At 48.2% G+C, this 24,823-nt stretch carries 22 protein-coding genes; 3 read left to right on the forward strand and 19 right to left on the reverse strand.

Translation table 11 applies throughout. The features are described 5' to 3' along the window. Positions 1-268: 268 nt before the first annotated feature. The gene (locus DW642_RS08560) at positions 269-928 is read left to right on the forward strand and encodes a TetR/AcrR family transcriptional regulator (RefSeq protein ID WP_117509909.1); all 660 of its coding nucleotides are present in this window, start codon (positions 269-271) and stop codon (positions 926-928) included. Between the two features lie 205 nt (positions 929-1,133). Here the strand turns inward: DW642_RS08560 and DW642_RS08565 are convergent, their stop codons facing one another. Further along, complete coding sequence (locus tag DW642_RS08565) at positions 1,134-1,907, reverse strand: SGNH/GDSL hydrolase family protein (RefSeq protein WP_117509910.1); 774 nt, start codon at positions 1,905-1,907, stop codon at positions 1,134-1,136. A gap of 351 nt (positions 1,908-2,258) precedes the next feature. On the opposite strand from DW642_RS08565, the gene DW642_RS08570 reads away from it, so the two are divergent. Beyond that, on the forward strand, positions 2,259-3,179 hold the full coding sequence (locus DW642_RS08570; protein ID WP_117509911.1) for an aldo/keto reductase: 921 nt from the start codon (positions 2,259-2,261) through the stop codon (positions 3,177-3,179). Positions 3,180-3,482: 303 nt separating this feature from the next. Here the strand turns inward: DW642_RS08570 and DW642_RS08575 are convergent, their stop codons facing one another. From DW642_RS08575 to DW642_RS08655, 17 genes are all read right to left on the reverse strand, one after another. Next, complete coding sequence (locus tag DW642_RS08575) at positions 3,483-5,483, reverse strand: glycoside hydrolase family 31 protein (RefSeq protein ID WP_117509912.1); 2,001 nt, start codon at positions 5,481-5,483, stop codon at positions 3,483-3,485. A gap of 274 nt (positions 5,484-5,757) precedes the next feature. Beyond that, positions 5,758-6,450 (reverse strand): 50S ribosomal protein L1, encoded by a 693-nt coding sequence (rplA, locus tag DW642_RS08580; protein WP_022463246.1) that lies wholly within the window; start codon positions 6,448-6,450, stop codon positions 5,758-5,760. Positions 6,451-6,529: 79 nt separating this feature from the next. Next, on the reverse strand, positions 6,530-6,955 hold the full coding sequence (rplK, locus tag DW642_RS08585; protein ID WP_022463245.1) for a 50S ribosomal protein L11: 426 nt from the start codon (positions 6,953-6,955) through the stop codon (positions 6,530-6,532). A 72-nt stretch (positions 6,956-7,027) separates the two neighbouring features. Beyond that, positions 7,028-7,549, reverse strand: a complete 522-nt coding sequence (gene nusG / locus DW642_RS08590) for a transcription termination/antitermination protein NusG (RefSeq protein ID WP_022463244.1) — start codon at positions 7,547-7,549, stop codon at positions 7,028-7,030. 16 nt (positions 7,550-7,565) lie between these two features. Then, entirely contained in the window at positions 7,566-7,766 is a 201-nt protein-coding gene (secE, locus tag DW642_RS08595) for a preprotein translocase subunit SecE (protein ID WP_022463243.1), read from the reverse strand. 21 nt (positions 7,767-7,787) lie between these two features. Continuing rightward, positions 7,788-7,937: a 50S ribosomal protein L33 gene (rpmG, locus tag DW642_RS08600; RefSeq protein ID WP_055219257.1), complete on the reverse strand. Its 150-nt coding sequence runs from the start codon at positions 7,935-7,937 to the stop codon at positions 7,788-7,790. A gap of 343 nt (positions 7,938-8,280) precedes the next feature. Beyond that, entirely contained in the window at positions 8,281-9,765 is a 1,485-nt protein-coding gene (locus tag DW642_RS08605; protein WP_117509913.1) for a C69 family dipeptidase, read from the reverse strand. 72 nt (positions 9,766-9,837) lie between these two features. Beyond that, positions 9,838-11,535, reverse strand: coding sequence for a M20/M25/M40 family metallo-hydrolase (locus DW642_RS08610; protein ID WP_158554999.1), 1,698 nt, complete (start codon positions 11,533-11,535; stop codon positions 9,838-9,840). Continuing rightward, on the reverse strand, positions 11,528-12,838 hold the full coding sequence (locus tag DW642_RS08615) for a CapA family protein (RefSeq protein ID WP_119188878.1): 1,311 nt from the start codon (positions 12,836-12,838) through the stop codon (positions 11,528-11,530). Before DW642_RS08615 ends, DW642_RS08610 begins: the two co-directional genes overlap by 8 nt. A gap of 129 nt (positions 12,839-12,967) precedes the next feature. After that, entirely contained in the window at positions 12,968-13,708 is a 741-nt protein-coding gene (locus DW642_RS08620; protein WP_055219249.1) for a gamma-glutamyl-gamma-aminobutyrate hydrolase family protein, read from the reverse strand. A gap of 96 nt (positions 13,709-13,804) precedes the next feature. Beyond that, on the reverse strand, positions 13,805-14,896 hold the full coding sequence (locus DW642_RS08625) for a M42 family metallopeptidase (protein ID WP_117509916.1): 1,092 nt from the start codon (positions 14,894-14,896) through the stop codon (positions 13,805-13,807). Between the two features lie 43 nt (positions 14,897-14,939). Then, positions 14,940-15,740: a M55 family metallopeptidase gene (locus DW642_RS08630; RefSeq protein WP_117509917.1), complete on the reverse strand. Its 801-nt coding sequence runs from the start codon at positions 15,738-15,740 to the stop codon at positions 14,940-14,942. Beyond that, a complete protein-coding gene (locus DW642_RS08635) occupies positions 15,737-16,729 on the reverse strand; it encodes an ABC transporter ATP-binding protein (RefSeq protein ID WP_055219243.1) in 993 nt (330 codons plus the stop codon). The genes DW642_RS08630 and DW642_RS08635 overlap by 4 nt, the downstream gene beginning before the upstream one ends. Before the next feature lies 1 nt (position 16,730). Beyond that, complete coding sequence (locus DW642_RS08640; protein WP_055219240.1) at positions 16,731-17,744, reverse strand: ABC transporter ATP-binding protein; 1,014 nt, start codon at positions 17,742-17,744, stop codon at positions 16,731-16,733. 15 nt (positions 17,745-17,759) lie between these two features. Further along, positions 17,760-18,644 carry an ABC transporter permease subunit gene (locus tag DW642_RS08645; RefSeq protein WP_117509918.1) on the reverse strand — a complete coding sequence of 295 codons (885 nt, stop codon included), beginning with the start codon at positions 18,642-18,644 and terminating at the stop codon, positions 17,760-17,762. Positions 18,645-18,656: 12 nt separating this feature from the next. Then, entirely contained in the window at positions 18,657-19,577 is a 921-nt protein-coding gene (locus tag DW642_RS08650; RefSeq protein WP_022463233.1) for an ABC transporter permease, read from the reverse strand. A 140-nt stretch (positions 19,578-19,717) separates the two neighbouring features. Next, entirely contained in the window at positions 19,718-21,418 is a 1,701-nt protein-coding gene (locus tag DW642_RS08655; RefSeq protein WP_117509919.1) for a glutathione ABC transporter substrate-binding protein, read from the reverse strand. Between the two features lie 288 nt (positions 21,419-21,706). On the opposite strand from DW642_RS08655, the gene DW642_RS08660 reads away from it, so the two are divergent. Then, a complete protein-coding gene (locus DW642_RS08660; RefSeq protein WP_158555000.1) occupies positions 21,707-23,677 on the forward strand; it encodes a sigma 54-interacting transcriptional regulator in 1,971 nt (656 codons plus the stop codon). A gap of 1 nt (position 23,678) precedes the next feature. On the opposite strand, the gene DW642_RS08665 is transcribed toward DW642_RS08660, so the two are convergent. Further along, complete coding sequence (locus tag DW642_RS08665; RefSeq protein ID WP_117509921.1) at positions 23,679-24,746, reverse strand: P1 family peptidase; 1,068 nt, start codon at positions 24,744-24,746, stop codon at positions 23,679-23,681. Positions 24,747-24,823 lie beyond the last annotated feature (77 nt).

Consider the following 24,823-nt stretch of genomic DNA (forward strand, 5'->3'; position numbering starts at 1 on the left):
GAGTAAGATACTGCGGGATACTGTTTCCCTCAGATCGAGGATGTTTTTCCTATGCCTTTCAATCATCTAATGTTATAACGCAAAAATGACTCTTAGTCAACATTAAATACTGCACAAAATTGACGATCGGTCATTTTTTTCTTCGTGCATAGTCACAAAAATGAGAAAATTAGTCATTTTCCCTTTGACAGTTTCCATGTATTCTAACTATAATTGTAGTTAAGTAAATGACACATGATGTGATATTTTTCAGGAAAGGAGACTCTCTGTGGGAAAAATTGACAACAACAAACAAATGAAACGTGAGTCCCTTCTGGACTCTGCTTTCTCACTTTTTATCAACAACGGCTTCAGTAAAACATCCATTTCGGATATCGTGAATAACGCCGGCGTTGCAAAAGGTACCTTCTATCTTTATTTCAAAGATAAGTACGATATTCGGAATCATCTGATTGCACATAAGGCGAGTCAGGTATTTCAGGCCGCCTACTCAGATCTGCTGCGCCACCCGGATATCCATGATTTTGAAGAGCAGGTGCTTTTTATCACCGACAATATCCTCGACCAGTTTGCCGCCAACCACAGCCTCGTGACGCTTATTTCCAAGCATCTGAGCTGGGGATTCTTCAAAAATTCTCTTACCTTTGCTCCGTTTGCCGACACGCCGGCCATCTACACTATCTATGAATCTCTGCTCTCTCATGCAGCATATACGTATCGTTCACCGGAGCTGATGTTCTATATGATTCTGGAGCTTGTAAGCGGTACAAGCTACAACGCTATCCTGTACCAGCAGCCGGTTCCGCTTGAAGAACTAAAACCGGAGCTTTACGCTGCCATCTGTGGCATTTTCAAACAGTTCCGGATCCGTAAGAAACGAAAAAACGCGGAAAATGCAGGCGCGGATCCCGCCTCACTGTTCTCGTAGAAAAGAAAGAATCCTGCTACGGCAGGATTCTCCGCCTGCGGCGGGTCGCTTTGGCGACATAATTCCACTCCGCCGCAGTGCGATCCTGCCCGGAGGGCTTTTTTAATTTACAGGAAAATTCAACGAAGTTTCCTGTAAATCAAAAAATACTTTCGCGGAATCTTTTCAAAAGAAACCACGAAAGTATTTTTATTTTCCTCTTTGCTTATACCTGCTGTTCCAGATATTCACCAATCCGCTGTTCCATCACAGGCACCAGCCACTCGGCATAGCCGGCCTTCATCGGATGAATCGGATCCTGAAGATACAGTTTTCGTTTTTCCGGGGAAACACGGTTGATTTGTTCGTCATTCCAGAAATCGATCACACCGATCTGCCATTTTTCCTGAATTTTCAGAAGCGCCTCTACCATCTTCGCGTACGGCTTGGAATCATACTGTGGATTCGTATAGAACATCACCGGGCAATGCCACGTTTCTTTTGCATATGCAATGATATACTCAATCGCGCCGCAGACAGTTTCGACATCGAAGCTCTCCAGATCGCGGGATTCCGAAATTTCACCGAGCGGGCTGTTGCGTGTTGCATCGTTAGTGGACAGCTGGCAGATAAAAAGATCCACCTGTTGCTTTGGATCAAGCCTGTCGCGCATACGCTCGATGTAGGAATCCTCACCATTATCAATCAGCGTGGTTCCGTTGACCGCTTCTTTGATGCAGGTACAGCTGTCTTTCTTCGCTATGTACTCCGCAAACGAATTGTTGTGGGCAGCAAAGCCCTTCGTCACGGAGGATCCCAAAAATACAACTGTTTTTCCTTTTAACGGACTTGTTTTTTTAAACGGAATACGGGAAACATCGTATCGGACGGAATTTCCCTTTTTAAAATAACCTGTTTTCTTATTCATGCTATATATGCCGCCGACAGCTAAGGCTGCGCCTCCCGCGGCCAGGATTCCGGCTATTATTTTTGCATCCATCGCAAAACCTCCATTATCTGATTCAATACCACTTCACAGATCCTGTCGGATCTTTTTTTCGAATACCCCTATCTTACATCATTTTTCTGAAAATGCAAGTAAACTTTGTTGTCGATTTTGTTCCGATTTTGTTAACAAAATACGGATTTTCTGTGTTCTGGTCGAATTCTGATCGATTCCGGCGATTTTTTTATTCTCTTTCCCTCAAAAACCATTGACTTTCAAGTGCACTTAAATGATATATTAAAAGCAACGTAATTACTATTCTTTCTGTACTTCCAGAGTCCTTCCACGCCTGCTTTACGAAAACCTCTGCGAATACAGAAGCATTGCAAAGGAGAAAATTCTACTATGAAAGAAACAATTTTAGGCAATCACCTGCGAAAAGTTCCTTCCATTGCAGTCGGATGCATGCGGCTTTCCGAAAAATCGAAGGACGAGATGAATCATTTTATCCACTCCGCTCTGGAGCAGGGCGCATATTTCTTTGATCACGCGGATATCTACGGCGGCGGCATGAGCGAGACTGTGTTCGGTGAGGCATTTTCCGGCGATCCGTCCCTGAAACGGGAGGATATTTTTCTCCAGTCCAAATGCGGCATCCGCCAGGGCTTCTATGATCTGTCGAAAGACCACATCCTGGAATCTGTCGATGGTATTTTAAAACGTCTGCAGACGGATTACCTCGATCTTTTGCTGCTCCACCGGCCGGATGCGCTCGTAGAACCAGAAGATGTAGCTGCCGCCTTTGATGTTCTGTTTGAGAGCGGAAAGGTCCGCCATTTCGGTGTTTCCAACCACAAGCCGATGCAGATTGCACTGCTGCAGAAATATGTCCGCCAGCCACTCGTTGCCAATCAGGTACAGTTCAGCATTCCGGTTTCCAACCTTGTTGCAAATGGCATGGAAGTGAACATGGAGACTCCGGGTTCTGTCGATCACGATGGAAGTCTGCTGGATTACTGCCGTCTTCACGACATTACGCTTCAGGCATGGTCGCCGTTCCAGATGCCATCATGGAAGGGATGTTTTCTTGGAAGCGACGAGTACCCGGAACTGAACCGGAAAATCTGTGCACTGGCCGAAAAATACAGCGTCAGTGATACCACGATTGCGGCAGCGTGGATTCTGCGCCACCCGGCGAATATGCAGCTTGTCACAGGTACGGCAAGTGAAAACCGCCTGAAAGAGATTATCGCGGCATGTGCTATTACGCTGACGCGGGAAGAATGGTATGAGCTGTATCTGGCGGCAGGCCATCCGCTTCCGTAAGTTTTTCTGTCCGCCTGCCCATATGCGGAACAAGGCTAAAATCCCATTTTCGGATCCGTGATTGATTTATAACATCGGAAAAGCATTCCTTTGGATCTTATCGATCTTCTGGAATGCTTTTCCCTTTTCCTTTTCTTTTTTCATGCAGCTATCTGCAATCCGCATTGGCTGCCTGCCCATAACCAAATAACTGCTCCGCAGTTTATCAGAAGAAGCTTGCATTCCTCCTGATACAGGCAAGTCCCCAACCACTGCTTATTACTTTTCGTACTCGAAGCAGGTGACTTACTTGATTCGGTTAAATCAGATCTCTCCCACCAGATATCCCTGTTTTCCGTTGCGCAGGAAGATCGGCAGTGTTTCGATCGGCGCCTCAATTTCATAGGCTTTTCCGCCCTCATAAACATCACCGGTATTTGCCAGCGTCCAGGACGCACCGGCCGGCAGATAAACGGTACGGCTCGTTGCTTTTGGCCGGACAATCGGTGCTACAAGGATGTCGGAGCCGAACATGTAAGCATCGGAGATGTCCCAGCATGCTGCATCTTCCGGGAACTCATAGAACATCGTTCTCATGACCGGTGTTCCTTTTTCGTGTGCTTCTGCCATCAGGCTTCTCGTGTAATCGCGCATTTTTTCGCGGACACCGATGAATTTTGTCAGGATTTCATAATTTTTCTCTCCGAAGCTCCATACCTCGTTGTCAGCTCCGGTTCCCTCACGCACTTCGCCAGCCTTGTTGATGATTTCTTCTCTCGGTCTTCGGTTTCCGTGAATACGCATAACCGGGCAGAAGGTACCAAACTGGAACCAACGCACAAGCAGCTCCTGGAAGTCCGGATCTTCGGTCACACCGCCGTGGAATCCGCCGATATCGGTTGTCCACCACGGAATGCCGCACAATCCCATATGAAGGCCTGCGCAGATCTGTTTGCGGAAGTCCTCGTAGGTTGAGAAAATATCGCCGGACCACACAAGGGCTCCGTATTTCTGGCTTCCGAGCCATGCACAGCGGACGAGGTTGACGATATCCTCCTGGCCGCTCTCTTTCTGGCCCTCGTAGAACATACGGGAATACTCTCTTGGATAAATATTTCCGATCTCTTCCACCGGGCCTGCGGCGTAGCGGTAGCACTCGTACTCATAGGTTGAAAACTCCGGTTCAGCCTCATCGAGCCAGAAGGTGCGGATGCCGAGATCTGCATAATTTTTCTTTACTTTCTCCCATACATACTTTCTTGTTCTCGGATTTGTTGCATCCAGGAAGACATTATTTCCATGGAACAGCATCTGTACATCAACACCTGCGTTGCTCTTCACGAGGAGTCCCTGCTGTTTCATTTCTTCGTAATTCTCGCTTCTCCAGTCGATCTGCGGCCAGATGGAAACCATCGTCTCGATGCCCATCTCATGCAGCTCGTCGATCATTGCTTTCGGATCCGGGAAATATTCTTCATCAAAACGATAATCACCGCATCTTGGCCAGTGATAATAGTCGATGACAAAGACATCCAGCGGAATGCCGCGTTTTTTGTACTCGCGTGCCACATTCAGTACCTGCTCCTGATTGTAGTAGCGCAGTTTGCACTGCCAGAAGCCAAGGCCGTACTCCGGCATCATCGGAACTTTGCCAATGGCATCTGCAAAGTGCTCTTCAATTTCCGCCGGGGTATCACCTGCGGTTACCCAGTAGTCGAGCTGCTTTGTGGTGCGTGCCAGCCATTCCGTTGTGTTTGTTCCGAAATGAACCTCACCGACTGCTGCATTGTGCCACAGGAAGCCGTAGCCAAGGCTCGATACATAAAACGGAATGCTCGCCTGCGAATTGCGGTGCGCCAGTTCCAGGTTGCATCCCTTCAGGTTCATTCGCTCCTGCTGATACTGTCCCATACCGTAAATCTTCTCATCCGGGTTGGAATCGAAGGATACTTTCAGCTGATAAGCGCCGCCCTTCAATGCACGGTAATCGTGTGCGCGCAGGCAGAGCGCTCCGCCGTTCGCGATCTCGGAGAGCAGCACCTCGCCCTTCTGATTCAGGAACGTAATCCGCAGCTTCTGTCCCCACGGCTGAAGCTCGAGAACCGCCTGGATTTTACCGTTTTTGATCGTCGCTTTCAGTTCATCCACCAGCTCAATTTCCGCTTCCACCGGTTCCGGATCAAGCAGTGCAATGCTTCCCTCTTCTATCTCCGAAAGAAGCGTACCTCTCACCCGAAGACTGTCCTTCTGCCACGGCTCCATTCGGACCGTCTCCCCATCCTGCCGGAAAATCAGCGCATTTCCCTGTTTTTCAAAATACTGCATAAAAACCTCCCTTTCCATCCCCCGCCGCCCCATAAGCGCACGCGGGCTCTGCTGTTTTCGTTTGCTTTCTACTTAGTATTATACTAACATTTCGGGCAGAATACTTGATCTTAATTTTCATGTTCTAACACTATTTTGATCTTTTTCAATTATTTCCCATTGAAATAAAGCTCTTTCTTAAGGAATCGGAATTCGCCTTTCCCCTGCGTCCGTTTTTCAACGCAAAGAACCCCCGGAGCCATTACAGCCCCGGGGGTTCTCAGTATTTCATTTATTATGCAAGCTTCAAAGTATTAACCTTAACTCCAGGTCCCATAGTAGGAGCCAGAGTAACGCTCTTCAGGTACTGTCCCTTCAGAGTAGCCGGTTTTGCTTTGTTGATTGCACCGATCAGCGTCTGGAAGTTGTCGCTTAACTGCTCCTCAGTAAAAGAAGCTTTTCCGATTGGCACGTGGATAATGTTTGTTTTGTCAAGACGATACTCAATCTTACCTGCTTTGATCTCTTTAACGGCTTTGGTAACATCCATAGTTACGGTACCAGCCTTCGGGTTTGGCATTAAACCTTTCGGTCCAAGTACACGGCCCAGACGACCAACAACACCCATCATATCCGGTGTAGCAACAACAACGTCGTAATCAAACCAGCCATCGTTCTGGATTCTCGGGATCAGCTCCTCAGCTCCAACGAACTCTGCACCTGCTGCAACAGCCTCATCAGCTTTTGCGCCTTTAGCGAAAACAAGGACACGAACCTGTTTTCCGGTACCGTGCGGCAGAACAACTGCTCCACGGATCTGCTGGTCTGCGTGACGTCCGTCACAACCAGTTTTGATGTGAACTTCGATTGTCTCGTCAAATTTAGCAGTAGCTAATTTCTTAACTGTGGAAATAGCATCTGCCGGATCGTACTGAATGCTACGATCAACTGCTTTTGCAGCCTCTAAATATTTCTTACCATGTTTCATTGTCTAATAACCTCCTGGTGGTAGTTGCGGGAATCTCCCTCCCACGTCAATACGAGAAGATGTAAACTCTTCTTCTAAATTAGTCCTCTACAACGATACCCATACTTCTTGCGGTACCTGCGATCATGCTCATAGCTGCCTCAACAGTTGCTGCATTCAGGTCTGGCATCTTCATCTCTGCGATCTCACGAACTTTGTCCTTAGAGATAGTAGCAACTTTCGTTTTGTTCGGAACGCCGGAACCAGATTTCAGGTTGCAGGCTTTCTTAAGCAGAACTGCTGCCGGAGGAGTTTTGGTTATGAAGCTGAAACTTCTGTCTGCATATACAGTGATAACTACAGGGATGATCAGGTCTCCCTTATCTGCTGTTCTTGCGTTGAACTCTTTGGTAAACTGTACGATGTTTACTCCGTGCTGTCCAAGTGCAGGTCCAACCGGTGGTGCTGGTGTTGCTTTACCAGCAGGAATCTGTAATTTGATATATCCTGTAACTTTCTTTGCCATTTTACGGCACCTCCTAAATAAATGTGGTAATTGCGGGAATTTCCCTCCCACGAAACGCCCCTGGGGCATTTCTTACATCTTCTTGACTTCTGCGAAACTTATTTCTACCGGCGTTTCGCGGCCGAACAGCTCAACATTGATGGTAACCATCTGTTTTGTATCGTTGATACTCTGAATCAGTCCGGTTGTATCCTTCCATGCGCCGCCTGTTACAACGACTGCATCGCCGACTTCAAGGTCAAGCTCAACCTTTTCCTCACCACCGGTGATTCCAAGGTTCACCATTTCCTCATCCGTAAGCGGTACCGGCTTGGATCCCGGTCCTACGAAGCCCGTAACACCTCTGGTATTGCGGACAACATACCAGGTATCGTCGTTCATGATCATGTTGATCAGAACGTAGCCCGGAAACAATTTCCGGAGTACCTGTTTCTTGGTTCCGTTCTTGACTTCAACAACTTCTTCCATAGGAACACGTACTTCCAAAATCTGATCCTCAAGATGACGGTTCTCAATTGTTTTCTCAATATTGGCTTTTACTTTGTTTTCATAGCCCGAATAGGTGTGGACTACATACCAGTTTACTTCTGACATTCTGACACCTTTATCCTTATTTGATCAATAAATTGACGAACTCGATTACAGCGCTGTCAACCAGGGTGATTAACCCGCAGGTTACTGCAGAGATCGCTACGACTGCAACGGTCTGCTTGCCCAGCGTTTTGTTGTCAACCCAGATGATTTTTCTGAACTCTGCTTTCAAGCCCTTGAACCAGCTCTTTTTGGATGCTTTTTTTTCAGTTTCTGCCATTGGATCACCTCTTACCAAAGATTATTTGGTTTCTTTGTGCATTGTGTGCTTTTTGCAGAATCTGCAGTACTTCTTTGTCTCCATTCTCTCAGGATGGTTCTTTTTCTCTTTTGTCATGTTGTAATTACGCTGTTTGCATTCAGTACATGCCAATGTGATTTTTACGCGCACGACTTCCACCTCCACTGTGTATTTGCGTTATCGCTTGTGATCCTTGCGGATCAGCGGCGGTCTCTTCATTTCTGCCCTGTTTTTGCTGCTCGTACTTCAGCAATTTCAGGCATAAAAAAAAGACCTTCTTCCATGTCGCTGGTTTATTGTAGCACAGGAACTGCCTGTTGTCAACAAAATTCACCAAAGTACGCTGAGATTTTTTATCAGGATCGTATCGTTCACCGGTGTCCGGCGAACTGTAACACCCTGTTTGTTCGAGGCGGTTCCGGACAGGAAATGATTCTGCGCGCAATTTTTCCTGCGCGCAGAACCATTCTCTTATTCTTTCCCTTAAAAAGCCTTACGCATCCGATCTGGAATACGCGTTTTTCATCTGGTTGCTGAGTTCAAAGAGTACCTTGTGCAGTGTTGCACCCGTCTCTTTTTTCAGCATTTCAGCCATTTTGTTGTTTGCTTCTTCTCTCAATTGTGTCTGTTTTGTTTCGTCTGTCTCCCCTGCAAGCAGCGCATCGTACTGATGGATCAGTGCATGGCCTTTTGCCATCACCTTTTCCTGATACCGTTCAATGTGGAAGATAGAAGACTTATAGGACGCATCTGCCATTGCTGCTATCATGCGGCTTGCCCAGTAGAAATTATCTGTGGAAACCTCTCCCGTTGTGTTGGAAAGATACTCCGGTGTTGTCGTCACATCGGTGTAGAACGGAACCAGCACATTGAATGTATTTGACGCAAATGCAATCCACTGCAAAATGCCGTTGTCTCCTTTGTGATCCGGGCGCATCTGGATGACAGAAAGGAAATCGGTCCGGTTGACACCGATGGAGCGATATGCTCCCTTCCACGATTTATCGCCGTATGCGGCATACGGGTCGTACGGTGTTCCCTGATAGTGGGAGGACAGTACGTATTTCACATCCTCTACGGTGATCTTCTTCTCCGGAACCATCATCCACGGAATATCGTCGGATACCGGTGTGTAATCGGCATCCGGTCCGTCCCATTTTTTCGTGTGCGGGTTCAGACAGCGCTCCATGAACCAGGCACGCGGTGTATTGTAAACGTGATCGGAATCATCGTGGCTTCCGAAGGCATCGCGCGGATTAAAATTTCCATCCATAGAAAGATCCAGATGATATGTTTCAATAAATTCTTTCAAGTCTGCTGAGCACATATATTCCTTCTGTTCGCCGAGTGCATCCTCCAGATCAAAATGGTCGATGCCAAGCTGGTTCGGCATGGCCACATAATGGTCATCCGGCACTTTCACTGCCATCCAGTGATGGCCGCCGATCGTCTCCAGCCACCAGATCTCATCGTGGTCCTGAAATGCAATGCCGTTCATCTCGTATGTACCGTACTGCTCCAGCAGGCTGCCAAGTCTTTTGACACCTTCTCTGGCGCTTTTAATATAAGGAAGAACAATATAAACGAGGTCCTCCTCGCCGATTCCGCCCGGAACCTCTTCTTTTCCGTCTTCCGCCGGCTGATAAACGACAAGCGGATCAGCACCCAGCACACGCGGATTCGATGTGATTGTCTCGGTCGCAGTCATGCCGACCTGCGCTGCATTCACGCCGCTTGCCGCCCAGACACCCTCGCCTTTTTCTGCGTTTGGCACTGCAGTGTACCGCATCGGATTGTCCGGAAGCTCAATGGTCAGATGAGAAATCTCGGTTTTATAGGTTCTCGGCTGCTCCTCCGGGTGAATCACTACAAATTTTTTCGATGTATAATGGCCTGCACCAGAATCGTCGTTTCGCGCGATCATGGTGGAACCGTCATACGATGCTTTCTTTCCAACTAAAATGGTTGTACAAGGCATAGCTATAGCCCTCCTTTTGCTGTCTTATGCTTCCGATTATGACATCTTCAGCTGCGATTTGCAAGCACCATGTTATCTGTCGTTTTCTTCCTTTTTCACAAAATAAACCGTATCAATTCCTTCTCCCCTGTCATCCTTCAGCCGCCGGACAAGACTATATCCCAGCTTGTCCAGGATATGCTCCTGGGCCCCGTTCGTGGACCAGGTACGGAGAGTAATCCGGCTTCCCGGAAATTTTGCTGCGATATCCTTTTCTGCTTCTGCATACATTACCTCCGAAATTCCCTGTCCGCGGTAATCCGGCCAGACGCAGAGGGTGGTCAGATAGCAGGAATCCGGATATGCTTCCAGATTCTCACAGTTAAAGTGATCCTTCCAGGTCATAAAGGCCCGCACGACTCCCTCTTCCTTCCACAGCACCACATGCTGACTGCAGATATTCTCCAGATATTCTGCAATTCCATCCGTCTTTTCTTCTGTCTCGGCCCAGTTCGTCTGGGATGTACTGTTGCGGTGGGAAAGCGGCGGAACGAAATCCTGATCGCACAGCTCCAGCAGCTGCCGGATTTCCTCTTTCTCTTTTCGATCCTCTATCCCGTCCCTTACAACGACTCTGCTCTCGCAGCACATCCACGGAAGCCGGCATACGAGTGCTACGGCTGCACACATGCCATCTTCTACGCTGGCGGCATCGAGCCATTCTTCTCTGGTATGCGCTCCCCCGCCCCGGCAGAAACCGACGCAGATAGCAGGAATATGCCGCGACAATGGGATATTACAGTCTGTGGATGCTTCAGAGCATACCGCCTCTTCCCCATCGGCTGCCTTCAGCGTTTTCTGTGCGCACCGCGTCATACGTGCCATCTGGACAGGATCGGTTTCTCTTGCGCACGGCCGCTTTCCGACGAGCTTGCAGGAATACTGTACCTCCTCACTCTGGCGTGCTGCTATGGTCTCCTCCAGATATGTTTCGCAGGCTTCCAGGCTCCTGTAATCCTCCGAACGGAATTCAAACAGCATGGAGGCATCCTGCGCAATCGTATTAACAGAGGTTCCTCCCTCTATTTTTCCCACATTGTATGTTGTATGAGATGCTGCATCCGTCTGAAAACGGTAAAGCTCTCCGATCAGGCCCGCAAGCTCTGCAATAGCATTTTTTCTTCCGAAATTCAGGAAGGAATGACCGCCCTTTGTTTTTGCCGAAATCCGATACCGGACAGACCCGATGCAGATGGGATACATTTTATCCCGATACAGATCAAAGGCTGCCATTCCGCACAGATTTTTTTCATAATGGTCGACAAGCGCGCGAACTCCGCACAGATTGCCAAGCCCTTCTTCTCCAAGATCCGCTGCAAAAATCAGACCGCATGGAAGCTCCGGCTCTGTCTCATGAACGTATTTTGCCGCCATCAGAAGCATCACAACATTCACGGTATCGTCTGTGATGCCGGGACAACGCCAGATCATTCCGTCTTCTTTGATCTCCAGCGGCTCCTCCAGCGAAAACACGGTGTCCAGATGCGCCGTATACAGAACCTTCTTTTCCTGTTCCGGCCGATACTCCCAGATTACATTTCCAAGCTCATCCGTATGAACCGACTCCATGCCCTGCTGTTTCATCCATTCCATGCAATATGCGATTCTCTGATCTTCTTTTCCCGTTTCCGTCGGGGTCAGTGTCAGCTCCCGCAGCGTCTGCAGCGCAAGTTCTTTGTTGTTCCGGCAAAAGTTTCGGTATTCCTCTTCTATTTCCCATTTTTTACGCATGAAGTACAATCCTTCCTTCTTTGTATTCCCATTCTGTTCCATATCTCTTGCTCACGCGGGTGAGATATTCTGCAATTTTTTCTGCTGTTTTTTCGTCTGCTACGTACGGAATATTTTTTTCTGCGTTTTCCCTGTCCATACCAAGCTCGACCGGCAGAAGCTCCAAATGTGTGCATTTCCCCTGACAGATCTCGAAATACGGCAGCACACTCCGATAGACCTCCGGAATTTCGTAGAGGGAATGTGAGGACTGCTCCTGCCGCCTGGCGATTCCGATGGATGCTGCCGTGTGAATATTCAGACCATATTTTTCCATGTAGTCCGCAGGCAGAAGGCGTACATACTGATTTTCAAAAATAAAATTTCCGAGGCAGTAGAAAATCGGACAGTCATGATACAGTTCGATTCCCTTCAGCTGATGCGTTCCGCCCCCGATCACCGCGCTGGCGCCCGCATCGATACAGGCGTGTGCAAATTCCTCCAGAAAATAATCCGCTTCCTCGTCATTGTCCTTACGGATTTCATGGGAATGTACCATAACCAGGACTGCCTCACATGTCATCTTCGCTTCCCGGATTGCATCGACGGTGCGTTTCACATCGATCGGATTCGGGCTGGAGCTTCTTCCCTCTGTTCCGTCCTTGCTGATTTCAAACATTTTCCCGCCAAATTCCATGATACCCTCGGGAAGCGGAGCGATAAATCCCTCCTGCCGGTGCAGATCCCGCAGTCCGTTGATTCCGGTCACCTCTGCAATCTTTGCAAGATCCTGCGCATGTTTCTCCGTAATGGTATATTTTTCCGAAAAGCGCAGCGGATTTAAGCCCGGCCTGCCAGGCTGCCGTTCCGTCTGGCTTCCCGCCCTGGCTGCATTTTCAAAGGTAGAACAGATATCAATCACCGCAATCTGTCCCGCTGTTGTGTCCAGAATAGCAGGACGCGATGCTTCGTAAAGATTTTTGCCTGCTCCGGCATATGCCACATCCTTTTTTTTCAGTTCGCTGATCGTAGATGCAAGTCCTTCGTAGGAATAATCCATCGTATGATTATTCGAAATCCCAAGAAAATTAAAACCGTAACGCAGGGTATCTTCCAGACACTTCGCATCTGCAGTCAGCCATGTTCCGCCGGAATACGCCGATGCGTAACAGCTGCCGTCCGATATCGTTGTTTCCAGATTCGCCATCCGAACCTCTCCCTGCATCAGAAATTCGCGAATCGGCAAAACATCCTGATATCCCGGCAGAAGCCGTTTCATAATCAGAATATCACCCGCCGCCGATACTCTTATTGTTCTGTTCATTCTTTTTTTGCCTCCCGAACGATTCCTGCTCTCTGCTTTTAGAATCGCATCTTTATCCATTCTTATTTTTTCGTAACGGTTCAAAAGTCCCATCCCGGTTTTTCTTTCCTTTTACATGGTTCCAAATCGTTACTTTTTCTCTCTGTATCTGCTGCTTCTTTCTACCAGATCCGCAAAAAGGCGGTTCATCTCCGGCGCTGAGTGGATCAGCCCTTCCGGATGCCACTGTACGGCCACAATCTGTCCGTTGCGGCTTTCTATCGCCTCGATGGTTCCATCCGGCGCCGTTGCTGAAACCACGATGTCCTCTCCCGGCGTACGCACTGCCTGATGATGCATGGAGTTTACCGCATGGGTTCCCGCCCCAAGGATTTCTGCCAGATGGGTTCCCTCTTTAATTTCTACATGGTGATGCAGATACGACCGCTCCAGGGACTGCAGATGCAGAATTGTAGTTTCCTTCTGTGTATAGATATCCTGGTACAGATCACCGCCGCACAGGACATTTAAAAACTGAATTCCTTTGCAGATGCCAAGCATAGGCATTCCCATCTCTTTTGCTGCCCGTCCAAGTGCAAACCATGCCTCGTCGATCTCCGGGCGGATGGTCTGGATCTGCGGTTTTGGCTCTTCCCCATAATACCACGGATTTAAGTCCTCTCCACCGGGAACCAGAATTCCGTCGCACACAGCAAGTATGCCTTCCGGATCCGCTTTCATGGCAACTGCCGGAATTGCCATAGGAATTCCGCCGTTATTCAGAACTGATTCGATATAATCGCTGTTGACATACATTCTCTCCGCACTTGAAAAAAGTCCCGGCTGTGTTTTATACGTATTTCCCAAGATTCCAATGATCGGTTTTCTCACTTGTAAACTCTCCTTTTTTACCAGATATGCCGAAAACGGCTTCACCTTTCCTGTGAACCCGCTTCCGGCATGCTTTTTCTTTCGTTATCGAATATTTTACAGTACATCCTGATGGCAGATATGACGGATCTTTTCCTCATCTAAAGCACGAATGACATTGGCTGCCATTGCGCTTGCTGCCTCCAGGTCTTCTTTTGCGCAGAAATTGTAATGGCTGTGCGCATAGCGGGATGGAACACCAAGCACCAGACACGGAACTGCTTTTCCTGTCACGCTGATTTTTGCTGCGTTTGTACTTCCGCCTCTTCTTACACTCTCCTGGTATTTGATTCCGCATTTTGCTGCCACTTCCTCGGCCAGTGAAATAAACTGCGTATTGGAAATATAGCTGTTGTCCAGGATACGAATCTGAACACCCTTCTTCATGCAGCCCTGTGCCTGTCCTGCGCTGATGAAAAAGTCATCGGAAGGAGATCCTTCAAATACAATGGCAAGATCCGGTTTTACAATCTGGCTCGTTACCACAGCACCGCGAGTTCCGACCTCCTCCTGCGCCGCAAAGGCACCAACAACATTAACTGCAAGAGAAGCCTGCTCCTTTTCCAGCTGTTTCATCGTATCTACGATGCACGCGCAGCCGGCACGGTTGTCAAATGCTTTTCCGAAGCAGATTTCATGCTCTGCATCGTATTCAAAGGTTACATCCGGCATCATCGGATCACCGATATGGATTCCGAAAACGTTTTCAACCTCCTCGCGGCTGGTTGCTCCGACATCCACATACATTTTTTCAATTTCCAGAGTCTGACTGCTGCGTTCCGCTGTTGTCATGAAATGAACCGGTTTTGCACAGATAATACCATGTACCATTTTTCCGGATCTGGTGCGGATCCATACCGCATGTGCCGGAAGGCTGGTCAGATGAAAGCCGCCAAGCATGATAATGCCAAGGCATCCGTTGTCCTGGATATTCTGTACCATGAAACCGCATGCGTCCAGATGGGCATCCAGCTGGATGACCGGACGGGAATCCTTCTCTGTTCCCGGCATCCGCACATACAGGTTATTCATTGCGTCATTTTCTACATCAAATTCTTTGCAGTAATCTGCTATGGTACGGATGACATCCTCCTCGAATCCACTTGGTCCAAATGCATCGGAAAGCTTACCAAACATTTCTATATCCATTGTTTTATCCTCTTTTCTTTGGGTTTCTGTCAGATTTATATTCTTAATATACAACAAAGCAATGTGCTGTGACAATATCCATCCAGCGATCTGTCTCCAGCTTATTTGTGAAGGTATCTACCTTCTGCATTCCCGGATAAAACGACATCGTGTACGCTTTTTTCCAGTCTTTATAGGTTACCTCATACGTAAAGTGCTCAGGAAGGGCCACTTGGCACTCTTTTTTCTGTCCGGCAACTGCCTTTTTTACCCCTTCCCGGATTTCGGAGATCACTTTTTCTTTCGCTTTGCACCACGTTGACGCACCGACACCATGCTTTGTTTCCACCGTCGTAATGCCCGGAACCAGTTCCTTGGCCTGTCGGCAGATCTCTTCATCTCCGGAAAGAAACAGCACCGGTACGTGATGTGATGCTGCCGTATAGCTGTTCAGCATGCACTCACTCATCACTTTTCCATTCAGATGGATATACAGGCTGTTTCCTGTCGATGTGTGGCTGATCGAAAAATTCGGATCTCCTGCCGGTGCATGGTATCCAAGATACAACACGCCGTCATAGCTGTCGTCGATGCCATACATCATATTGTACGGATGACCGCTCTTTCCCCGGATCAGGGTGACATACTCCGGCATTTTCAGTGGGTCAATGTTAGATGCATCTCCATGACCGTCCTTTACAACGATCTCATCCGCCCCCGCTTCATGCGCCGCTTCGCATGCCGCAACGACCTCTTCGGTCATCTCCTCTGCAAATCTCTGGTACACGCTTTCCTTCTTATGCGTTTCATCGGTCAGTGCCACTCCGGCACATCCTTCGATGTCTGCACTGATAAAAAGCTTCATTTCTGCTGTTCCCTTCTTTCTTTATCATAAAGATGACAATATACGTAATGTCCGTCATCCACTTCATACCGCTCCGGCGCCTGTGTTTTACAGCATTCCATGCATTTTGGACATCTGGTGTGGAATTTGCAGCCTGTCGGCGGCTTGTGCGCGGACGGGATACTTCCCTCAAGCAAAATTCTTTCTCTTTTTGCCGTCGGATCCGGAACCGGAACTGCGGAAAGCAGTGCCTGCGTATACGGATGCATCGGATTGCTGTAAATTTTCTCTTTTTCTCCGACCTCCACGAAATTGCCGAGATACATAACGCCGACACGGTCACTGATGTATTCCACAACGCTCAGGTCATGTGCAACAAAAATATAGGTCAGATCCAGGTCATGCTTCAGTTCATTTAAAAGATTCAGAACCTGCGCCTGAATAGACACATCCAGTGCCGAAACCGGTTCGTCTGCGATGATCAGAGACGGTTCTACCGCAAGTGCACGGGCAATTCCGATTCTCTGACGCTGACCGCCGGAAAATTCATGTGGATAACGGTTTGCATGGTAGTCATCCAGTCCTACCCGGTGCAAAAGATCCAGCACTTTCTTTTCCAGATCCGCTTTATCCTGATACAGATGATGCACCAGCAGCGGCTCTGCAATGATGTCAAAAACGGACATCCGTGGATTCAGGGACGCATACGGATCCTGAAAAACCATCTGTACTTTTTTCCGGATGGAACGCATTCTCCGGTCATTGTACTCTGTAATATCTTCGCCATCCAGATACACATGGCCTGATGTCAGATTTTCCAGTTTGCAGACCCCTCTTCCCAGTGTGGATTTTCCGCAGCCGGACTCGCCTACAATTCCGAATACCTCTCCTTTTTTCACCTCAAAGGTAACTCCGTCTACCGCTTTGACGAATTCCTTTTTCCCAAATCCGCTTCCGGCAACCGGATAATAAATTTTCAAATCCTCTACTCTAAGTAATGTATCCGACATCCTAGTCACCTGCCTTCTCTACGTGATCTGTTTTGAGCTGTCCGCTTTCGCAGAGCCAGCATCTGCTGATATGGCCTTCCTCGATCTGGAAAAATCCCGGTTCTTCCTCGCGGCATTTTTCCGAAGCGTATGGACATCGCGGCTCAAATTTGCAGCCTTTCGGCATATATTTCGGGTTTGGAACGTTACCCGGAATCGACTTCAGTTCTTTTCCGGCGTCTCCCAGTCTCGGAATCGATCCCAGCAGTCCCTTCGTATACGGGTGGGACGGATTGGCGAAAATTGTTTTTACATCTCCGCGCTCTACCACGCGGCCGCAGTACATAACGGCAACATCATCGCAGACCTCTGCAACAACGCCAAGATCATGTGTAATAAACAGGATGGATGTACCCGTCTCTTTTTTCAGCTGATTCATCAGATCCAGTATCTGTGCCTGAATCGTTACATCCAGTGCGGTCGTCGGCTCATCCGCAATCAGGATTTCCGGCTTGCATACAAGCGCCATGGCAATCATGACCCTCTGTCTCTGTCCGCCGGAAAGCTGGAACGGATACTCCTTCATCATATGCTCCACACGCGGAACACCCGTTTTCCGGAGCATGTCCTCTGCCTTTTTCAGTGCCTCTTTTTTTGATATTTTTTCGTGCTGCAGAACACATTCTGCCACCTGGTCTCCGATCTTCATGACCGGATTCAGACTGGTCATCGGTTCCTGGAAAATCATGGAAATTTTGCTTCCGCGCAGCTTTCTCTGCTGTTCCTTCGTCAGCTTTACAATGTCATCGCCATCCAGCAGGATTTCGCCATCAGCAATTTTTCCTTTCGTTCCGGTCAGTAATCCCATCACAGAGAGGGATGTCACGCTCTTTCCACTTCCCGACTCGCCTACGATGCCAAGCGTTGCGCCGCGTCGAAGCTCCACATCGACACCGTCTACTGCTTTGATCACACCGCCATCGGTATAGAAATACGTATGTAAATTTTTTATCTCAAGTACGTTATCAGTAGCCACTTCTGCTCCTCCTTATCAATCGGAAAGTTTCGGATCGAGTGCATCGCGAAGTCCGTCGCCTAACAGGTTAAAGCTCAGTACGGTAAGGAAAATCGCAAGACCCGGGAAAATCGTCACATACATTGCGCTCGTCATATAGTTTCTTCCGTTGGAAAGAAGCAGTCCCCATTCCGGTGTCGGCGGCTGTGCTCCCATTCCCAGGAAGGAAAGGCTCGATGCCGTCAGAATGGAAGATCCAAATGACATGGAATACTGTACAATGATGTCCGGAATGGCTCCCGGCAGAATATGGTGAAACAGAATTCTTGCATCGGAAACACCGATGTTCCGTGCCGCCAGGACAAAGACGGAATTTTTCAGGCTCAGCGTTTTGCTTCGGACAAGTCGTGCGAAGGTCGGTGTAGAAAAGACAGCGACCGCAATCACAACGTTTGTCATGCCGCTTCCGAGGATTGCCACGATGGCGATTGCAAGAATCAGTCCCGGAAAAGCGAACAGGACATCGCAGATTCTCATAATAATAGAATCAATCCATCCGCCGTAATATCCGGCCAGAAGTCCGAGAATGGTACCACAGACTGCACCGACCGTAACAGCGCCGAATCCGACTGCAAGTGAAATCCGGGTTCCACAGACGATACGGGAAAACAGATCCCGTCCAAACTCATCCGTTCCAAACAGGTGCTTCATACTTGGTCCCTGCAGAATCGCATTGTAATCATACTCATTGATTCCGTACGGCACAATTTTGCTTCCGAAAAACGCAAGGAAAATGAGAAAAATGATAAAACAAAGCGCAACTACTGCATTTTTCTGTTTTTTAAATTTTCGAACCATCTCAGAAAACGGAGTTTTAATTCTCTCCTGGTTCTCGGTCTGTACTTTTTTCTTTTCTTTCATTCCACTCATCTCCTACTGAAGTTTAATTTCCGGATTCAGAACCGCATAGAGGATATCGACAATCAGGTTGATGACGATAAACTGCAGCGAAAAGATCAGAATCAGGGACTGGATTGCCGGATAATCTCTGTAATTGACCGATTCAATCAGAAGGGAGCCAAGGCCAGGATAGGCAAATACCGTTTCTGTGACAACAGAACCTCCCAGCAGAAAGCCGAACTGCAGACCCACAACCGTCACGACGGAGATCATGGAGTTGCGGAAAACATGCTTCCAGATCACAACCTTTTCTTTGATTCCTTTTGCTCTTGCTGTTCTGACGTAATCTTCTTTTAAAACCTCAATAATGGAGGATCTTGTAAATCGTGCGATCACGGCTGCAATTCCGACGCCGAGCGTGATCGACGGCATAATCAAACTTTTCAGGCTTGTTCCGCTTGTTGTCGGCAGAATTCGCAGTTTTACCGCAAACAGCATAATCAGCAGAAAGCCGATCCAGAACGAGGGGAGTGAAATACCCGAGACCGCAATCGTCATTCCGGTATAATCCTGCCATTTTCCCCGGTGTGTTCCGGACCACACACCAAAGAGCACACCAACAACCGAGCTCCACAGCAATGTGACAAATGCCAGACGGACGGTATTTCCGAATCTTCCCGCAATTTCCTTTGTAACCGGCTGCTTTGTTCGAAGGGAGGTTCCGAGATTTCCTTTTAAAAGTCCTGTCACGTAGGTAACATACTGTGTCGGAATGGATTTATTGAGGCCAAGCTCTTCTCTTACTGCCTCTACGTCATCCTGTGTTGCCTGCTCTCCTGCAACGAGTCTCGCCGGATCTCCCGGAATCAGGCGGACAAAGAAAAATACAAATGTAACAACAATAATCAGTGTGGGGATCGTACCCACAATACGCTTCAGTATATATTTTGGCATATTGTATCTCCTACTTTCATGCTTATCCTACAGGTACAATCCCACGGATCACTGCCTGCTTTCCTGTTTGTAAGAAACCGGCGCCCTCTTTTGATGGAAGGACGCCGGGGTCTTTTTCATATCCTTATTTCAGTCTGCCGTTATTCGGCTGCCATTCTGGCATTTCTCATGCCGATGCTTCCATCGCCTAACAGATATACTCCGGTAATGTTGTTGCTGGTTGCCCAGATGTTTTTATCGTTTGCGATGCAGAGCAGCGGGAGATCCTTCCATACGATATCCTGTACTTCTCCATAGATCTCACCACGTTTGTCTTCATCTGCAGTTGCAAGACCGTCTTTGAGAAGCTGATCTACTTTTTCATTCTCATAGTAGCTGATATTGTAGCTCATCGGCGGCTCAGACTCGGTTGCCAGCATCGGACGAAGTCCCCAGTCGGCATCACCGGTGGAAGTAGACCATCCGCTTAAGTAGCAGTCAACCTCGGCATCTGCTCCTGCGCAGTCAGCTCCCTGAACCTTTTCATTCAGAACGGCACTTTCCATTCCGTTCAATTCCAGATCAATACCAACCTCAGAAAGCTGCTGTTTGTAGAACTCTGCTTTTTTCTGATTTGCTGTCGTGTTGCTGTACATCAGTGTTGTGGTAAATCCATCCGGATATCCTGCTTCCTTTAACAGCTCTTTTGCTTTTTCCGGATCGTAGGAATACGGATCATTTCCTTTGTAGTGCTGTACTGCTTCTCCTACCATAGAAGTTGCCACAGAACCGTAACCGTTCATAACAACCTGGATATATGCCTCTTTGTTGATTGCATAAGCCATTGCCTCACGAACCTTAACATCGTTGAACGGTGCTTTCTGTGTATTCATGAAGAAGTACCATACGGTGATGCTGTCGCCCATTCCAACGGATACGTTGCTGTCACCTTTTAAGGTGTCAACGCTTTCGGTCGGTACAGACCACATAATCTGTGCGTCACCTGCCTGAACTGCAGATACACGGGTAGCACTTTCTGCAACCGGTTTGAATGTGATGCTCTTAAATCCTGCATCTGCATCTGCCAGAGCAGTTCCGCCGCAGACGTCTGCGTCATATCCCCACCAGTCTTTGTTCAGCTCTACCTTCATATGGTCACCGGCAACCCACTCAACAAATTTGTACTGGCCGGTTCCTACCGGTGCCTGTGCACAGGCATCTTCTCCTGCTTCAATCTGTTTCGGGCTCATGATCAGCGTAGCCGGATGTGCCAGGTTGCTGATGAAAGCACCGAATGACTGTGATAAATAAATTTTAACGGTATAATCATCTATCTTCTCTGCATGATCCAGAACATTGCAGAGGAATGTAGTACGTTTCAGTCCAAGGCTCTTGTCTGCCCATTTATTTACGTTTGCAATCAGGGCATCTGCATTCCACGGAGTTCCATCGGTAAAGCTTACGCCCTCACGAAGATGAATCGTATACTCGGTTGCTTCATCATTTGCTTCATAGCTGGTTGCCAGCATCGGAATGATCTGCATATTCTCATCGAATCCAAACAGACCGTCCATCATCATTCGCTGTACACCACCGGAAAGTGTATCGGAAGTATCCATCGGATCCATGGTGGTAAAGTCTACAGCTACCATTGCCGTAACATCAGAATCCTGGGATACCGACTCGCCTGCCGGAATCGTGATGGTATTCTCCGTACCTGCTTCTGAACCGGATGAGGTCGATGCAGCGGATGCTGTTGATGTGCTCTTACTTGTGTCAGAAGAACCTGTCGATCCACATGCTGTCAGTGCCAGTGCCGTTGCTGCTGCAACCAGAGCACGCATTACATGTCTTTTTTTCATTGTTGTCTCCTCCTTTTCTGCAAGTGTTGCTGTTTTCTTTGTTCTTTCTTTTCACAGATAACAGAACCATGATATAAAAAAGAGCAAAGATGCCTTACCTTTTTTTTACAGCCCCTTTGCTTAATCGGTATTATAGATGTAATGCGTCACTATGTCAAAGCATTCTTCTTGATTTTTTCTTTTCTTTTTTGTCTTTTTGCATTTAGGTTGTTTATTTTCGTCAAAAATGATATAATTATCCTAATTTTTAACCCATTACCACTTTTTAGCAGGAAAAGAGGTCCCTTTATGAACAGAAAACAAAAGCTTGGCAACGTATTGATCATTTCTTCCCGGAAACGAATGCTTTCCGAATTTCAGTCTTATCTTCACTCCGTGCTCGGTGAATATCTCACCTTCAACACCCTTTTAAGAGAGCAGGCCACAGACCCCTCTCTCTTCCGGGGATACCAGTGCGTCCTTTTTCCAAGCGTCCGCGCCATGGAAACCTTTCCGCTTACCCTTGACTCCTCCATTTTGCAGCTCCCCTGCGACCGCGTTTTCAACCATATGTTCCTGGATAAAATCATTCAGATTCCGCCGCACGAACGTGTCTATCTGGTAAACGATGATAAATATTCCACGCTCGCTATCATTTCCCAGCTTGAGGAATGCGGCATCACACAATATGACTTTGTTCCGTTTTATCCCGGATGCAAGGATACCGAGTCTGACATTCAGTTTGCCATCACCGCCGGCGAGCCGCAGCTCGTTCCTTCCCGCATCCCCAATGTGCTGGATATCGGCAACCGTATCATCGATATTTCCACTATTTTACAGCTCTGCGAATATTTCAACATTCCTCTGCAGACCGTAAACCGTGTATCGCGCAATTATGTCAATCAGATTCTTCACACCGTCAAGACCTCAGAAACTTACTATACAAATTATGTACAGACCGAACAGCTCATGCAGGTTATCCTGTTCTCTCTTCCCATTGGCATCTGTCTGTTTGGTGCGGATGGCCGCATTCAGTTCATGAACGCTAAATTTGCACATGCCTTCTCGCTTCCTTCCTCCAACTTTGAAGGACAGCCTTTTTCGGAATGTCTTCCGCCTGCCTACGCGGACACTGCTTTCGACCGCAACGGTGACTGGACCATTCTCCTTTCGGATCAGAAAACACAGATCACGTTAAGCGTTCTCTCTATGGTTTTTCCGGATACAGAGCCTGTTTTTCTTGCGTTTCTTCCCGAGAGCAGATCCACGGAAATGTCGGTACCGAAAGACGAAAAAACGGAAGAAAGCACTTTTTTCGCTTCCTCCCGTACCTTTTCCCTTTCCCTGTCCCACGCAGATTCCGTCCAGAATCTGATGGCGCAGGCCAGACATCTTGCACTTTTTGATTTTCCGATTCTGATCCAGGGAGAAAGCGGTACACAGCGCAGGACACTCGCACGTGCGATCCACAATTTTTCGCGCCGCCATCATTATCCGTTTTCCGTTCTTCATTCTCCGGGAAATGATCTGACCGAAGCCTCCCTGCTCCGGCTTCTTGCCGAAACCAACCATGGCACACTCGTTCTTTCCCAGGTGGACCGTTTTCCGCTTTCCATTCAGGATCTGCTGGTCAATGTTCTTACCAATGTTCATGGTAACTTCTTTTCCGCACCGGAAACCCGCCGTTTCGATGTGCGGATCATTGCTATTGCGGATGATAACCTTTACAAAAAAGTAGAAAAAGGAACCTTCCTGCGGGAACTTTTTCACCTTTTAAGTGCTTCAGAGCTTCAGACAGTCCCGCTCCGCAGACGCAGGGAGGATATTCCCGATCTTCTCAATTACTTTCTGCTTCAGTTTTTCCACAACACCGATATGACCTGCGACCGGATCTTTTCGGAAGGGCTTCTGCGCTTTCTGAAGGAATATGCGTACCCCGGAAATATTCATGAGCTGTACAATCTGTCCTGCAGCCTGTTTACCCGGTACAGCAGCCATAAGCTGCAGCTTTCCGATCTGCCGACATACCTCCGTTCCCGCCAGATGGCTGACGTTTCCCTCACCAACCTTCAATATCAGGTTCTTTCTTTCGTATCGACACATCCAAAAGCAGGCCGCCTGGCAATCAAAAACGGACTGGCCGACGGAGAAACCTTTGTATCCGAAGCGGCTCTGCGCACCGTACTCGGAGAGCTTTCTTCCGCCGGTTATCTCATCGTGCACCGGACAAAAGGCGGATGTGAAATTTCCGAGCTGGGGCGTATGGTTCTGGAAAAATAATTTATTCCGGGAATCCCGGTATTTCCAGAAACTCGGCAAGGCTGCGGTATCTGGCTCCGTCCAGGCCTCTTTTTTCCTTTGCGGTTACCATAGAGTTCAGGATCGCTTCCTCCACAGCCTCTGCCGCTGCTTCAAATGCCTCGTTGATTTTTTCTTCTTTTATCCGGGCACACACTTCCACCTCACATGTACTCTTTGTGTCTACGCGGTTTGCTGTTGTAAATCCGATCATGATTTCACCGCTTCCGTGGCCGGTGTAGGCTCCTGTTCTGGCGATTCCAACTCCACAGCGGCGGATAATCCGGTACAGCTGCCGCTCCGATACCGGAAGGTCTGTTGCCAGAACCGTCATAATTGATCCCCGGTCTTCGGCGCTGCTTCCGCATTCTTCCTTCCGGATCCGCTCCAGAATCTTCTCTCCTGCCGGTTTTCCACTGATTTTCAAATCTCTGGTTGCCCCGAAATTTGACTGTACCAGAACACCAATGGTATATGTTTTTCCGTCAAGCACCAGCGTGCGGGATGCTGATCCGATTCCCCCTTTCAGCCCATAGCAGATAGTTCCTGTTCCGGCACCGATATCACCTTCCGCAAAGTCTGTATCCGCCTGCTCCAGTGCCTGATACAGCTCTTTTTCCCCCACTACCCGGTTACAAATCTCATTGATTCTCGAATCATTACATTCTCCGACAACCGGATTGATAGAAAAAACATCTTCCCCTTCTTTTTTGGTCTGCTGTATCATCCAGGAAATCATGGCATCCGCCACTTTTCCGACATTCAGTGTATTGGTCAGGGCAATGGGCGTTTCAAGAGTTCCGAGCTCCTGTACCTGCACAAGACCGCACGTTTTCCCGAAACCATTATGCACATAGGCAGACGCCAGGTACTTTTTCAGAAACGGATTGCCTTCTCCCGGCACAATCACCGTCACTCCGGTATGCTGATTTCCACTTTCCACCGTCGCATGGCCTACCCGCACACCGGGCACATCCGTAATTTTGTTTCGCGGTCCGTTTTCATGATGTCCGATCCGATATCCGTAATCGCTGATTCTCTTCTGTCTCATCCTGTTTCCTCCTCTTTTTATGATGTACTCCCGGAATTTTTCAGCTCGCGCAAATACAGGCACAAAAAAAGACTCCG

The organism is Blautia sp. AM23-13AC, assembly GCF_003435675.1.
GTDB lineage: Bacteria > Bacillota > Clostridia > Lachnospirales > Lachnospiraceae > Fusicatenibacter > Fusicatenibacter saccharivorans.

What these genes read in the sequence shown, in the direction of transcription:
- DW642_RS08565 (WP_117509910.1), bottom strand. Translation starts at nt 1,907, where the DNA reads ATGGATGCAAAAATAATAGCCGGAATCCTGGCCGCGGGAGGCGCAGCC.
- DW642_RS08570 (WP_117509911.1), top strand. Translation starts at nt 2,259, where the DNA reads ATGAAAGAAACAATTTTAGGCAATCACCTGCGAAAAGTTCCTTCCATT.
- DW642_RS08575 (WP_117509912.1), bottom strand. Translation starts at nt 5,483, where the DNA reads ATGCAGTATTTTGAAAAACAGGGAAATGCGCTGATTTTCCGGCAGGAT.
- rplA (WP_022463246.1), bottom strand. Translation starts at nt 6,450, where the DNA reads ATGAAACATGGTAAGAAATATTTAGAGGCTGCAAAAGCAGTTGATCGT.
- rplK (WP_022463245.1), bottom strand. Translation starts at nt 6,955, where the DNA reads ATGGCAAAGAAAGTTACAGGATATATCAAATTACAGATTCCTGCTGGT.
- nusG (WP_022463244.1), bottom strand. Translation starts at nt 7,549, where the DNA reads ATGTCAGAAGTAAACTGGTATGTAGTCCACACCTATTCGGGCTATGAA.
- secE (WP_022463243.1), bottom strand. Translation starts at nt 7,766, where the DNA reads ATGGCAGAAACTGAAAAAAAAGCATCCAAAAAGAGCTGGTTCAAGGGC.
- DW642_RS08605 (WP_117509913.1), bottom strand. Translation starts at nt 9,765, where the DNA reads ATGCCTTGTACAACCATTTTAGTTGGAAAGAAAGCATCGTATGACGGT.
- DW642_RS08610 (WP_158554999.1), bottom strand. Translation starts at nt 11,535, where the DNA reads ATGCGTAAAAAATGGGAAATAGAAGAGGAATACCGAAACTTTTGCCGG.
- DW642_RS08615 (WP_119188878.1), bottom strand. Translation starts at nt 12,838, where the DNA reads ATGAACAGAACAATAAGAGTATCGGCGGCGGGTGATATTCTGATTATG.
- DW642_RS08625 (WP_117509916.1), bottom strand. Translation starts at nt 14,896, where the DNA reads ATGGATATAGAAATGTTTGGTAAGCTTTCCGATGCATTTGGACCAAGT.
- DW642_RS08630 (WP_117509917.1), bottom strand. Translation starts at nt 15,740, where the DNA reads ATGAAGCTTTTTATCAGTGCAGACATCGAAGGATGTGCCGGAGTGGCA.
- DW642_RS08635 (WP_055219243.1), bottom strand. Translation starts at nt 16,729, where the DNA reads ATGTCGGATACATTACTTAGAGTAGAGGATTTGAAAATTTATTATCCG.
- DW642_RS08645 (WP_117509918.1), bottom strand. Translation starts at nt 18,644, where the DNA reads ATGAAAGAAAAGAAAAAAGTACAGACCGAGAACCAGGAGAGAATTAAA.
- DW642_RS08650 (WP_022463233.1), bottom strand. Translation starts at nt 19,577, where the DNA reads ATGCCAAAATATATACTGAAGCGTATTGTGGGTACGATCCCCACACTG.
- DW642_RS08655 (WP_117509919.1), bottom strand. Translation starts at nt 21,418, where the DNA reads ATGAAAAAAAGACATGTAATGCGTGCTCTGGTTGCAGCAGCAACGGCA.
- DW642_RS08660 (WP_158555000.1), top strand. Translation starts at nt 21,707, where the DNA reads ATGAACAGAAAACAAAAGCTTGGCAACGTATTGATCATTTCTTCCCGG.
- DW642_RS08665 (WP_117509921.1), bottom strand. Translation starts at nt 24,746, where the DNA reads ATGAGACAGAAGAGAATCAGCGATTACGGATATCGGATCGGACATCAT.